Source organism: Enterobacter sp. HK-058-C-ECC, from assembly GCF_047531125.1.
GTDB classification, from domain to species: Bacteria; Pseudomonadota; Gammaproteobacteria; order Enterobacterales; family Enterobacteriaceae; genus Enterobacter; species Enterobacter quasiroggenkampii.
On sequence record NZ_JBLKCH010000020.1, the window covers coordinates 20,231 to 33,565 of the forward strand.

Here is a 13,335-nt window from a genome sequence, read left to right on the forward strand (position 1 = left end):
CTTAGTACGCCGCTTTGTTCACGAAACCTTTGAAGATAGTCAGAAAAACAATCTTGATATCGAACCAGAGGCTCCACTCGCGGATGTACTCCAGATCGAACTCGATGCGTTTTTCCATTTTTTCCAGCGTGTCGGTTTCGCCGCGCCAGCCGTTGATTTGCGCCCAGCCGGTGATGCCCGGCTTCACCTTATGGCGCAACATGTAGCCTTCAATCAGCGAGCGGTACTGCTCGTTATGCGCCACCGCGTGCGGACGCGGGCCAACAATCGACATCCCGCCGGTAAAGACGTTGATAAACTGTGGCAGTTCATCCAGCGAGGTGCGGCGCAGGAAGTTCCCGACGCGGGTGACGCGCGGATCGTTCTGCGTGGCCTGGGTCACGACCTTGTCGTTCTCCATCACCTTCATGGAGCGGAATTTCCACACCATAATCGGCTTACCGTCCATGCCGTAGCGGGTCTGACGGAAGATAACCGGTCCAGGAGAGCTCAGCTTCACCGCCAGGGCAATGCAGCACAGCACCGGAGAGATGAGCAGAAGAATCAGCGAAGAGAGCACGATATCTTCCAGACGCTTCAGCACGCGGTTAATACCGGACAGCGGCGTGTCGTACAGCGGTACGACCGGCACGCCGTTCACCTCTTCAATACGCGAATGAAGGATGTTGAAGGTAAACACGTCCGGGATCAGGAGCACTGAACAGGTCGTATCCGCCAGTTCGCGCATCAGCTGCTTAATGCGGGAGTCGTCTTTCATCTGCATGGCGATGTAGACGTTGTGAATTTTGCCGGCCTTGGCATCGTCAATCAGCTGGTCGTAGTTGCCCGCCCAGTCGGCAGGCACGCCGCCAGGCTTCGCGTCGTGATAAATCCCGACCACTTCAAAGCCTAACCACGGCTCTTTGCGGAAGCTGTCGAGCAGCACCCTGCCGACGGGCAGATCGCCTGCTACCGCCACGAAGCGACGATTATAGCCACGGTTGCGCAGCCAGCCCGCGCCAAAGCGGATCAGGGAGCGGCACACTACCATGCCGACGCTGCTCAACAGATACCAGCAGAGATAGGTCACGAGGCGATTATCAAAATCATGGCTGAACGCCACCAGGCCTGCGCTGAAGATCAGGCTCAGGGTCCAGTTCTGCAGCAACAGCATCAGTTCGGTGGTCATTTTGACGCCGCGCCACGAGCGGTAGAAATCGGTCATTCCGCCGATCATCTGAAACACGACCAGCGCAATCAGGGCCATCAGAAGATGCATATATAAGAACGGCAGCCCGCTGATCCGACACACCGCCCACAATCCACCGACCATGATGGTGATATCAGAAAAACGCTGCACCATAGAGATTAACGATGCATTCGTTCTCGCTCGTTCGCGTTTTTTTAGATTCGTCATCGTTGTTCCTGTATTCGGTTCCCCCTCCCACCGGGAGGGGCAGTTATTACTGATTCAACAGCGCCAGAATGTCCTTCGTTCGGGCTTCCATCAGCGCGGTGTCCGCACGGGACTCCACGTTCAGGCGCACCACCGGCTCGGTGTTGGACGAGCGCAGGTTAAAGCGCCACTGCGGGAACGCCATGCTGATGCCGTCGGTACGATCAATTTCCAGCGCGTGAATGGCAAAGTGCTGCTCCACGCGGGCAATCGCCTCGGCCGGCTGCGCCAGCTTGCTGTTGATTTCCCCGCTCGCCGGGAACGCCGCCATACGGTCGCGCACCAGCTCGCCCAGGGTCTGCCCCTTCAGGCACAGCAGCTCGGTGACCAGCAGCCACGGGATCATTCCACTGTCGCAGTAGGCAAAGTCCCGGAAGTAGTGGTGGGCACTCATCTCGCCGCCGTAGATGGCGTCTTCTTCGCGCATGCGCTCCTTGATGAAGGCGTGGCCGGTTTTGGACATCACCGGCGTGCCGCCTGCGGCAGACACCACGTCGACGGTGTTCCAGGACAGACGCGGGTCATGAATGATTTTCGCGCCCGGGTTTTTCTCAAGGAACGCTTCCGCCAGCAGGCCGACAATGTAGTAGCCCTCGATGAACTGCCCTTTCTCGTCGAACAGGAAGCAGCGGTCGAAATCACCGTCAAAGGCGATGCCCATGTCCGCGCCGTGCTCAATCACCGCGTTACGCGTGTCGTCGCGGCACTCCGGCAACAGCGGGTTAGGAATACCGTTCGGGAAGTTGCCGTCCGGGGTGTTATGCACTTTCACGAAGGTCACCGGCACGTTCAGTGCCTTAAAGCGCGCTTCAAGGGCATCGACAACCGGGCCGGCCGCGCCGTTACCGGAGTTAATCACCAGCTTCAGCGGCTTCAGGTTCGCCACGTTGATGTAGCCCAGCAGGTGGTCGATGTACTCTTTCTGCAGGTTGATTTTTTTGTAGCTGCCGCGCTTCGCCTCGTTCACCGGCGGGAAATCGTTGGCTTCCGCCAGGCGCTGCACGTCACGCAGGCCGGTGTCGCCGCTGATCGGGCGGGCGCCCTTGCGCACCAGCTTCATGCCGTTGTAGTCCATCGGGTTGTGGCTGGCCGTCACTTCAATACCGCCATCCACCCCCAGGTGGAAGGTGGCAAAGTAAATCTCTTCGGTTCCGGAAAGACCGATGTCCAGCACGTCCACGCCCGCATCCTGCAGCCCTTTCGCCAGAGCCAGCTTCAGGGATTCGCTGGTCAGACGCACGTCGCCGCCCAGCACGATGGTCTGCGGTTTTAAGTATTCGCCGTACGCACGACCAATGCGCCATGCAATGTCTTCATTCAGCTCTTCGCCCAGCTTGCCGCGAATGTCGTAGGCTTTAAAACAGGTTAATTTTTCCATGATGACCCCTTTTTCAGGCAACAGTCGGTCCTGACCACTCAATGGCCAAATTGATTTTTTTGTCATTCGTAGGCCCGGTAAGCGCAGCGCCACCGGGCATGATACTGAGGGCTACACCCGTCCGTAGCGGTCCTGGAAGCGCACGATATCGTCCTCTTCCAGATACGAACCGGAGCGCACCTCAATTAAATCGAGAGGAATTTTCCCCGGGTTCTCCAGACAGTGCGTCGCCCCCAGCGGAATATAAATGGACTCATTTTCACCCAGCAGTTTGACTTCACCGTCGATCGTGACTTTGGCGGTACCCGCGACCACCACCCAGTGCTCGGCGCGGTGATGGTGCATCTGCACCGACAGCCCCTCGCCCGGCTTCACGGTGATGCGTTTCACCTGATAACGGTCGCCTGCGTCAATGGAGTCATATTTCCCCCACGGACGGTAGACTTCGCGATGAATGTGGTGCTCGTGACGGCCATCCGCCTTGATCTTCTCCACCACTTTTTTAACGTCCTGCACGGCGTTACGGTCGGCAATCAGCACGGCGTCTTTGGTCTGGACAACCACCAGATCCTTCACCCCGACCGTGGTCACCAGGCCAGACTCGGCGTAGACGTAGCTGTTTTCCGTTTTGTGGCTAATGACATCGCCGTGATGGACGTTACCCTCCGGGGTATGGGCGCTGATCTCCCACAGGGAGGACCAGGAGCCGACATCGCTCCAGCCCGCATCCATCGGCACCACAACAGCATCTGCCGTGCGTTCCATCACCGCATAGTCAATGGACTCTTCCGGACAGGCGAGGAAGGCCTCTTCATCCACGCGGATAAAGTCGAGATCCGGGTCCACTACCGCCATCGCTTTCTCGCAGGCTTGCAGAATATCCGGACGATATTTGCTCAGCTCTTCCAGATAGCGTCCGGCGCGGAACAGGAACATCCCACTGTTCCAGTAATATTCCCCGCTGGCGACATACGCCTGCGCGGTTTCCAGATTCGGTTTTTCAACGAACTGCGCCACGTCAAACGCCACGCTGTCGCCTTCACCCGGCGTCACGTTGCCGCGACGGATGTAGCCATAGCCGGTTTCCGGCAGATCCGGCACGATACCGAAGGTCACCAGCTTGCCGCTCTCAGCGTAAGGAATGGCCGCACGCACCGCGTCGCGGAAGGCCTCTTCCTGCTGGATCACGTGGTCTGCCGCCAGCACCAGCATCAGCGGGTCACAGTCCGGGCTGCTGCGTTTTGCTGCCAGCGCCGCCAGGGCGATAGCCGGTGCGGTATTGCGTCCGGCAGGCTCCAGGATGATATTTTCTGTGAGTTTGTTCAGCTGACGCAGCTGCTCGGCAACGATAAAGCGGTGCTGTTCGTTACAGATCACCACCGGGCTTTCACACTCCACGCCGTGGAGACGGTTTACCGTCGTCTGCAGCATGGTGAGATCCCCTTTCAGGCAGAGGAACTGTTTTGGATAGAGCACGCGGGACAGCGGCCACAACCGGCTACCAGAGCCACCAGCCATCACAACCGGATACAAAGTGGTTTGACTCATGATTTATCCCCGTATATCTGCAATAAATTGGCTCAGCACGTTCTCTTTCTCGAGCGTGCGTTCGGCATATTCACGTGCCACCGTGTTCATTTTTGGCATGGCAAGTGCCTGTTCAATGCCGGTGACCAGCGCCGGGACCGATTCCGGCTCTACGCACACGGCAATCCCCGGATAGCTGTCACACAGCTGGCCTAATTCAGTTTCGGCTTCGGCCGTAATCACCGCGTTACCGCCCACTGCCAGAATGTTGGTCAGCTTGGACGGCAGCACCGCATCCGCCGCGCCGCGTTTTTGCACCACCAGATGGCAGTCGCCCATCTTCAGCAGCGCAGGCAATGCCTCGTAAGACTGAAGCGGGAAGAATTTCACGTTGGTCAGGCCGCGTTCGCTGACCATTTTTTCCAGCCGCGCTTTTCCACCACCCTGCCCGACAATCACAAACATCCATGGATGTTCGTTCAGCAGTTGAGCCGCCTCGATCACGCTCTCCAGCCCCTGCTTTTCGCCGATGTTGCCTGAGTAAAGAATGATTTTTTGATCTTCAGGCAAACCGAGCTGCGCGCGCAGCGCCTGAGCATCTTGCTCAGTCACGTCGCGAAAACGCGCCACTTCGGACCAGTTCGGGAAGAAGATCACCTTCTCCGCCGGGACGCCTTTCTCCTGCGCCTTGTTCATCATCGAGCGCGAGATCGTTGAGACGTAATCCACGTTGTGTAAGCCACTGCGCTCAAACGCGCTGGCGAGCTTCGCGACCTTGCCGCCTTTGCTTTTGCCTGCCATCCCCAGGCCCAGCATGGCGTCAACTTCATAATCCTGAATGTGCAGCAGGGTGCGCGCGCCGGAGAGTTTGCCCAGCAGACGCATGCCCGGCGTGCAAAACAGCGTCGGCACCACGCCGATGATGCGATCCGGCTTCCAGCGACGCTGCGCCATCAGCGGGAAGAAACTACTCAGAGCAAAGCTGCCGAGATGAATCAACCGTTTAAGCGTTGAGGGCTGCTTAGGCACATACAGCGGGCAGCGCCAGACGGTCGCTGCACCCTCTTCGCGACGGTAGCGCCAGCTTGAGTAGCGCTCCCCCACTTTCCATTCCGGGTAGTACGGCGGCGCGGTAATCACCCGCACGTCATGTCCCTGGCTCGCCATCCACTCGACCATCTCGCCGGTGTATTTCCCGATACCGGTCAGCTCCGGCGAGTAGTTGATTCCGTATACGAGGATCTTCATAAGCCCGGCACCCCGGACTGACGTTCAGCGAGGAAATAGGCGCGACTGTTGTCATGCACATTGTCGCTCGCCAGCAGCGCCTCTGGCGTCTGCCAGCGGTAGTCATCGTGCTGAGAATCAGGCAGACGCAGGTCTGCCTCACTCACCTTCAGGCGGAACCCCAGCACGATGTAGTGCGTGGTGAACCCGGTGCCTGAAAAGTTATCGTCATAGAAGTGCTGCCAGACCCCGTAAAACTGGCCCGCTGCCATCGGCAGCTGCAGACCCAGTTCCGCCAGAGTGAGACGCTCAAACGCATCGGTAAGCGTCTCATCCTTTTGCACGCGCCCGCCGGGCACGAACCAGAAGCCCTGAGCAGGACGGTTGGTTCGTTTCCCCAGCAAGAACTCGCCGCGTTCTTTCTCCACGATCAAATCAATCGAGATGAGCGGAGTGGAACGCACCACCGTGGCAAAATCTTCCTGACTTAAAAACATCATTACCCCCGGAAGCGGTGCTGGTTTTCCAGGAACCACTGATAGGTGCTTGCCAGCCCCTGCTCCAGTGACACCTCGTGATACCAGCCCAGCTGATGCAGACGGGTCACGTCCAGCAGTTTGCGCGGCGTGCCGTCCGGTTTCGTGGCATCAAACACCACGCGGCCTTTGTAGCCCACCACCTGCGCGATGGTCTGCGCCAGCTCGCGAATGGTGCAGTCCACGCCGGTTCCCACGTTGATGTGCGACAGCATCGGCTCGGTGTTCTCCTGCCACACTTCGCGATCCAGCTCCATCACGTGAATGCTGGCCGCAGCCATGTCGTCCACGTGCAGGAATTCACGCATCGGCGTACCGCTGCCCCACACCACCACATCCGGCGCGTTCTCGGCGGTTGCCTCGTGGAAACGACGCAGCAGCGCCGGGATCACGTGCGAGTTGCTCGGATGGAAGTTGTCGTGCGGTCCGTACAGGTTGGTCGGCATCACCGAGCGATAGTCGCGGTTGTACTGACGATTGTAGGACTCGCACAGCTTGATCCCGGCAATCTTGGCAATGGCGTACGGCTCGTTGGTCGCTTCCAGCGTGCCCTGCAGCAGCTCGCTTTCGGCGATCGGCTGTTTCGCCATTTTCGGGTAAATACAGGATGAGCCGAGGAACAGCAGCTTGTTCACGTTGTGCAGATGCGCCGCGTGAATGATGTTGCTCTCAATCATCATGTTTTCGTAGATGAAATCCGCCGGGTAGGTGTTGTTGGCAACAATGCCGCCCACCTTCGCCGCCGCCAGATACACCTGGTCAATGCGTTCGTTAGCAAAGAAGTCCTGTACCGCACGGCTGTCGAGCAGGTTCAGCTCGTCGCGCGTGCGGACAACCACTTCGACGTCACCGCGCTGTTCAAGCTGGCGAACAATCGCGGAACCCACCATTCCGCGATGACCGGCGACAAAAATACGTTGTTTTGTCATTCTCAGGACTCCAGCGCGATGGCAACCTCGTAGCCATGAGACTTGAGCAGGGAGTGTTTTTTCGCTGCTTCAAGATCTTTGGCCACCATCTCAGAAACCATCTCCTGCAGAGTGGTTTCTGGTTTCCAGCCCAGCTTCTCGTGTGCTTTGGTTGGGTCGCCCAGCAGGGTTTCCACTTCAGCAGGACGGAAGTAGCGCGGGTCAACCTGCACAATCACGTCGCCTGGCTTCACGCCCGGTGCGTCATGGCCGGTCACGGAAACCACGATGCCCTTCTCTTCCACGCCGGTGCCTTCGAAGCGCAGCTTGATGCCCAGCTGCGCAGCAGCCATTTCAACGAACTGACGAACGGAGTACTGCACGCCGGTGGCGATCACGAAGTCTTCTGGCTGTTCCTGCTGCAGCATCATCCACTGCATTTTCACGTAGTCTTTGGCATGGCCCCAGTCACGCAGGGAGTCCATGTTGCCGAGGTGCAGGCACGATTCCAGACCCTGCGCGATGTTGGCGATAGCGCGGGTGATTTTGCGGGTCACGAAGGTTTCGCCGCGACGTGGAGATTCGTGGTTGAACAGAATGCCGTTACAGGCGTACATGCCGTAGGATTCACGGTAGTTCACGGTGATCCAGTAAGCGTACAGTTTCGCTACGGCGTACGGAGAGCGCGGATAGAATGGCGTGGTCTCTTTCTGTGGAATTTCCTGCACCAGACCGTACAGCTCAGAGGTGGATGCCTGGTAGAAACGGGTTTTCTTCTCAAGGCCGAGGAAGCGAATCGCTTCCAGCAGACGCAGCGTACCCATGGCGTCCACGTCAGCGGTGTATTCCGGAGACTCGAAGGAGACCGCAACGTGGCTCATCGCGCCCAGGTTGTAGACTTCATCCGGCTGCACTTCCTGCAGGATACGGGTCAGGTTGGAGGTATCGGTCAGGTCGCCGTAGTGCAGGTGGAATTTCGGGTTCGCCGCGTGAGGATCCTGATAAATATGATCGACACGTTCGGTGTTGAAAGAAGACGCACGACGTTTAATACCGTGTACTTCATAACCTTTTTCCAGCAGTAACTCTGCCAGGTAAGAACCATCCTGCCCGGTAACGCCGGTGATGAGAGCGACTTTAGACATGTTTATATTCCTCTACTTATGAATTTAATCAGTTTCAACGCGTTCGCGTATCACCACTGCGGGGTTGCCACGGCAAACTTTATTTGCCGGTAGCGATTTAAAAACGCTGCTGCGGGCACCAACGACCGTGCCATCGCCAACAGAAACACCCGGTGCAACAAAAACATCCGTTGCCAGCCAGCATTTTTCGCCAATCACAATAGGCGAAGCGGTAATATCAAAATGCTGACTCATAAAGTCATGACTGCCGGTGCACAAATAACATTTCTGTGAAACCACCGAATTTGCGCCAATCGTAATCTCGCCCAGGGTATATAACACCGCGTCATCCCCTACCCAGGCGTAATCCCCAAGCGTTAATTTCCAGGGGTAGGTAATTTTCACCGAAGGCCGAATGACTACGTTTTTTCCTATTTTTGCGCCAAACAGACGCAATAAAAATGCTCGCCAGCGGTACAGTATTTGTGGTGACCAGGCAAATAAGGTGGCCTGAACGGCCCACCATAGCTGCACTTTAATACCGCCCGCCCCCCGAAAACCTTTCGGTACGGAGAAACCGTTCAGATCCTGCATTACGTTTCCTTATATTCAGGCTTTGTTATATAAGGCTTTCGTTTTACTCGTGGTGCGCACGCGTAAAAAATAAGATAATTCCGCCCAGAACCCCGGCACGCGTAATATTTTACGCTGCACGTTTTTGGCATCCTGGCACAATTCCAGATTATTCGAGGTTGACACGCCACCCATTGAAAATTCAGATACCAGCCCTTTAATTCGGCGGAACGGGTAACCTGACTTATAGAGACTGGCGGCCAGCGCATAATCGGAAGATACTTTATACTGCAAATCGTAAGGCTGTTTTTTCAGACCTTTTACCGGAAAGAAAATGGCCTGATGGCTGGCAGGTAAACTGTGATAGATATACCAGCCCGGCTTCGCGCTGCGGCACACTTTATGTCCGTCGCCAAAATCGAGCAGCGCATCGCCAATATACATGGCGTCCTCTTTCTGGCGCGCCAACTGACGGGCAAACAGCGCCACGTCATCATGGAAAATATCACCCGAATTCAGAAAGATGGCATAACGGCCCTGCGCCATATTGATGCCTTTGTTCATCGCATCGTAGATGCCTTTATCTTTCTCGCTGATGAAGCGTAAGTTGAACTCACCGTTGAGTTTTTCCAGAAACTCCGCCGTGCCATCGTTCGAGCCGCCGTCGACCACAATCCACTCAAAGGTGAGGCTTGGATCGCGCGCCAGGTTGCGCAGCGAGCGCCAGGTTTTTACCACCCCTTCGTAATTACGAAAAGCGACAGTAATGACGCTAAGAAACATAAATCACCTCATTTCGTCATACGTTCGTAATATTAAGCGCTTTGCGCAGAATAAACGGACAGACAATCAAGAAAGCATATTCCGGACTAAATATTGACCCGGTAAAAAACAGCGACACCGGCGTAAACAGATAAAGCTGCACGCGAAAGTTCTGGTTATCCCCGAACGCGTTAATCATCATTTTGAAAACTTTAAACAGATACCACAACGTCAACAGTACGGCGAACCACGAAAAATAAATAATTAACAGATACAGACCATTGTCTATGGTTTTACCGACATCCGCACCGTTAAAGATTCCGAATGATGCAACATATTCGTAAAGTGAGCCGAATCTTACTACACCATCTATATGGGTTAAGGAATAACCCACCATCACCAGCGGTCCAATGATGCGATAATAGGACGATGAGCCTTCCGTTCCCAAATCACCCAGTCGTTCTGAGATGTATGGGAAGGCAAATATCACGCCCACCATAAATACCGTCAGGGAGATAATCGCCAGCGGCAGTTTTTTCTTAATCGCATCTTTGTTCAGGTACTGAAACGCCCATTCCAGCAGGTAAAACAGGATAAATGTCATTACCCCTGAGAACGATCCAGACAGAACGATTCCTGCAAGAATCATAGCATCGGTCTTAGGCGTTTTGATACCAAACTGTTTGATGCTGAGCCAAATTGAGATTAACGCCAAAGCGAAAAACGCCGGTTCAAAATAGAGGGCCGTGGTACGCTTCCCGCCGAACTTGATGAAGTTCAAAACATAGCTGTTGCTGTAAATGAGATATTTCGAAATTATCTCCATCAGGCTGCTGCCGCCGGTAAGAATAATTTGCGCCATCTCCATGGCAGCAATCATGACAATTAACGCAACGGCAATATAAAAGAACCTGAGGATTTTCCGATAATTGTGCGGAGAAATCGTTTTGAAGCGAATACTCCAGACCATTCCGATAATAATAACGATATAAACAAACAGCATGGTCGAGGTGACGTATTTACTGGCATCCAGCGACTGGCCAAAGATGTAGTTGAACAGCGTCAGGCCCGTGCCCAACCCTAAGGCAATCATCAGCTTCTTCAGGTTGATTTTATCGACATACAGCAGAAGCAGAACGGGCAAGAAGGTGACGATGGTTATCGGAAAGCTTTCGCCGAGCTGGGCAATTTTGACGTTGACCAGCAGATAGATCAGCGGCAGCAGCAGATAACTACAGATTCTGATAGAACGAGACATACTCCTCCAGCATCTGTTGTCCACTGTAGGCCTTGCGGCTGCGGTTGCGGAACGATTCCAGGTCAGTGCCAAAAACAGCCTGAGCGATCTGCGCCTTCGGCAGCAGCACCAGCGGCAGGACCTCCTGCTCGGCAAAAGTTTTCCCACCCGATTTTTCCAGCACTTCGCGTGCCGCATCGCTGTGGGTGGCAATCACCGGCACGCCGATGGAGAGCGCTTCACAGAGGATCAGCGGGTAGTTATCCACGCGGGAGCTGAATACCAGCGCATCCATTTCATTCAGCGCGCTCATCAGCTTGCGCTTATCGGTTTCAAACCCGTGGTTCACTACGTTAGCCCCTTCGAACGGTGAAAATTTGCCGAAGGTATGGAGCTCAATTTTGTCACCCAGCGCCATCATGTCGCGCACCAGCTGCTGGTTGGTTTTCCCGTCGTAACGCAGGTCATGCGCAACGATAGCGATCTTCGGTTTGCCCGCGGTTTCTGCCACCGGCGTCAGCTCGGCGAGAATGGCTTCCGTCGCCACGTCGATGCCGTTGTTAATAATCTGGCAGCGCCCTGCCCCGTACAGGCTGTTGAAGGCATCGGCCACGTGCTGGCTCGGGGAGATAAACGTGCAGCCGAGCGAGAGCATGTCGCGGAAAAGCTGGCGCTTGCCGGCCACCAGAGTGTGCGCGCGATCCACCTTCACCGGCGGATAGTTGCTCAGCGTCGGGCATTTCTGGCAGTTGTTTTTCCAGCCTTCGCAGCCGTCGGTAAACGCGCAACGGCCGGTTACGCTCCAGTGATCGTGCAGCGTCCAGACGAAGCGGGTGTCGGGCTTGTGGGCCTGCACCTTCTGACAGAACGCCACCACCTCTTCCAGATTTAGCCAGTAGCTGTGCAGCACGTGAAAATGCAGCACAACCGGGCCGGTAGTGCGGGTCACCGTGCGATAAAGCGTATTCAGGTTGCCAAACAGATCGCGGTTAAACAGACGGAATAACGCGATATTGGCAATTGAGGTCAGGCGCGGCGTGTGCTTATGCACCTGCGGGAAGTTATCGTGACTGACGCTTTTCTTGCCGCCCTTGCCATAGCCGTAAATAAAACGAGACTGAAGTCCTTTTTGCAGCGCGCGCTGGTGAAGATCCAGCGCTACCCCTGCCGCTCCGCCTTCTGCGAGGCGTACGTTAAATTGCAGAATATTCATTTAATCACCTTCACGCGGGCTTTTTCTCCCACCACCAGCGCGTTATCCGGAATGGTGTCCAGCACCACGCTGCCCGCACCAATCGTGACGTTATTACCAATCGTAATGTCACCAATGATCACCACGTTTGCGCCCAGCTCGACGTTATTGCCAATGACCGGGCATGCCAGGCTGTCTGGCCCACGGTTGCCAATGGTCACCCCATGGCGGATGGTGAAATCATCCCCGGCGACCACGAACTTGTTGATCACCACCGCATAGCCGTGATGGATGGTAAAGCGGCGGCCAATGGTGGCCGCGGCCTGAATTTCATAGCCAAAAAAGCATTCGGTGATGATGCGATACAGCACCAGCACGGGTGCCGCCCAGATGTTGTTCAGGACATTTTTCTTACGCCACACCGAGCAAAAGTGCGCGATGCGGTACGCCAGAACCATGCAGCACGGACGCAGGCTCCAGCTGTTAGCGCGGCAATCTTCCAGAAACATTATTTCCCCCGAAGTCCATCAGCCAGGCGCTTGCCGTTACGAACGGACAACAGCGTCAGCAGCGTGCGCCAGTTCATGCGCTTATTGCGGATCTGATAGAGGGTAAAGAGCTGATATTTACGGCTGGCACGGTCAAACTTGTCCTTGTGCTTGCGGTAAAAATGGAAGTAACCCGAGAATTTTTTCGGCGAGGAGGTAATCTGCATCTCCCCGTGATTGATGTGCAGGATCTGCGTGGCCTCTTCAACCTTCCACGGTTCGCCGTATTCCACCACCATGCGCAGAAAGATATCGTAATCCTGCGCAGCCTTCAGTTCGGTATCGAACAGGCACTCTTTGAAGCGCCACGCCCAGGTAAAGACCTGGTTACCAATGATGTTGCGCTTGTAGAACAGGCGGCGAGAGTACGGTGATTTCGGATACAGCGGCAGACTCGCGGGCTGCGAGTACACCTCGCCCTGACAGACATAGTCGTTGGCATACAGGAACGCGTGCGTCACCAGCTGCTCTTTATGCGACAGGAAGACAGACAGGCGGTTCGGCGTCCATTCGTCGTCGTCGTCGATGCCGGTCAGATACTGCCCTTTGGCCTGCATAATCGCCTGGTTACGCACAGCACAGGCGCCGGAGTTAATGGCGTTATGTGTATAGACCACCCGCGGGTCGTTGAGGTCAGTCACAAATTTTTGCAGCTGTTCATACGATGAAGAGCAGTCATCCACGATGATCAGCTCCCAGTTATCGTAATCCTGACGTAACACCGACTTGATTGCGCGGATCGCCAGCTGCTGACGATTCCATGTCGGCATATAGATAGAAATCAAAGGGCGTTGTGTGGTCATTTTTTCCTCCTACCCCTCACCCTGCCCCTCTCCCCATAGGGGAGAGGGTGAAAGGCGGCACCGGACAGTTCCCTCTCCCCTCAGG

Annotated in this window: 13 protein-coding genes; all 13 read right to left on the bottom strand. The window is 55.6% G+C overall.

What is annotated here, in order from left to right:
• Position 1: 1 nt before the first annotated feature.
• The 13 genes from wcaJ to wcaA all read right to left on the bottom strand — a co-directional run bounded on the left by wcaJ (position 2) and on the right by wcaA (position 13,250).
• Positions 2-1,396, bottom strand: a complete 1,395-nt coding sequence (gene wcaJ, locus ACMWJS_RS21850; RefSeq protein ID WP_045908619.1) for an undecaprenyl-phosphate glucose phosphotransferase — start codon at positions 1,394-1,396, stop codon at positions 2-4.
• A gap of 46 nt (positions 1,397-1,442) precedes the next feature.
• Entirely contained in the window at positions 1,443-2,813 is a 1,371-nt protein-coding gene (cpsG, locus tag ACMWJS_RS21855) for a colanic acid biosynthesis phosphomannomutase CpsG (protein WP_029742028.1), read from the bottom strand.
• Positions 2,814-2,924: 111 nt separating this feature from the next.
• Positions 2,925-4,361: a mannose-1-phosphate guanyltransferase gene (gene cpsB / locus ACMWJS_RS21860; RefSeq protein WP_045908620.1), complete on the bottom strand. Its 1,437-nt coding sequence runs from the start codon at positions 4,359-4,361 to the stop codon at positions 2,925-2,927.
• A gap of 3 nt (positions 4,362-4,364) precedes the next feature.
• Entirely contained in the window at positions 4,365-5,588 is a 1,224-nt protein-coding gene (gene wcaI / locus ACMWJS_RS21865; protein ID WP_048028326.1) for a colanic acid biosynthesis fucosyltransferase WcaI, read from the bottom strand.
• On the bottom strand, positions 5,585-6,064 hold the full coding sequence (locus ACMWJS_RS21870; protein ID WP_414747567.1) for a GDP-mannose mannosyl hydrolase: 480 nt from the start codon (positions 6,062-6,064) through the stop codon (positions 5,585-5,587). The genes wcaI and ACMWJS_RS21870 overlap by 4 nt, the downstream gene beginning before the upstream one ends.
• 2 nt (positions 6,065-6,066) lie before the next feature.
• On the bottom strand, positions 6,067-7,032 hold the full coding sequence (gene fcl, locus ACMWJS_RS21875) for a GDP-L-fucose synthase (protein ID WP_013097874.1): 966 nt from the start codon (positions 7,030-7,032) through the stop codon (positions 6,067-6,069).
• 2 nt (positions 7,033-7,034) lie between these two features.
• A complete protein-coding gene (gene gmd, locus ACMWJS_RS21880; RefSeq protein WP_003863514.1) occupies positions 7,035-8,156 on the bottom strand; it encodes a GDP-mannose 4,6-dehydratase in 1,122 nt (373 codons plus the stop codon).
• A 24-nt stretch (positions 8,157-8,180) separates the two neighbouring features.
• On the bottom strand, positions 8,181-8,729 hold the full coding sequence (wcaF, locus tag ACMWJS_RS21885; RefSeq protein WP_045908623.1) for a colanic acid biosynthesis acetyltransferase WcaF: 549 nt from the start codon (positions 8,727-8,729) through the stop codon (positions 8,181-8,183).
• Positions 8,730-8,744: 15 nt separating this feature from the next.
• Entirely contained in the window at positions 8,745-9,491 is a 747-nt protein-coding gene (gene wcaE / locus ACMWJS_RS21890; RefSeq protein ID WP_414747565.1) for a colanic acid biosynthesis glycosyltransferase WcaE, read from the bottom strand.
• A 16-nt stretch (positions 9,492-9,507) separates the two neighbouring features.
• Complete coding sequence (gene wcaD / locus ACMWJS_RS21895) at positions 9,508-10,728, bottom strand: colanic acid polymerase WcaD (protein WP_414747568.1); 1,221 nt, start codon at positions 10,726-10,728, stop codon at positions 9,508-9,510.
• On the bottom strand, positions 10,703-11,920 hold the full coding sequence (gene wcaC, locus ACMWJS_RS21900; RefSeq protein ID WP_414747566.1) for a colanic acid biosynthesis glycosyltransferase WcaC: 1,218 nt from the start codon (positions 11,918-11,920) through the stop codon (positions 10,703-10,705). Before wcaC ends, wcaD begins: the two co-directional genes overlap by 26 nt.
• A complete protein-coding gene (gene wcaB / locus ACMWJS_RS21905) occupies positions 11,917-12,408 on the bottom strand; it encodes a colanic acid biosynthesis acetyltransferase WcaB (RefSeq protein ID WP_039025009.1) in 492 nt (163 codons plus the stop codon). The genes wcaC and wcaB overlap by 4 nt, the downstream gene beginning before the upstream one ends.
• Positions 12,408-13,250, bottom strand: a complete 843-nt coding sequence (gene wcaA, locus ACMWJS_RS21910; RefSeq protein ID WP_045908626.1) for a colanic acid biosynthesis glycosyltransferase WcaA — start codon at positions 13,248-13,250, stop codon at positions 12,408-12,410. The genes wcaB and wcaA overlap by 1 nt, the downstream gene beginning before the upstream one ends.
• Positions 13,251-13,335 lie beyond the last annotated feature (85 nt).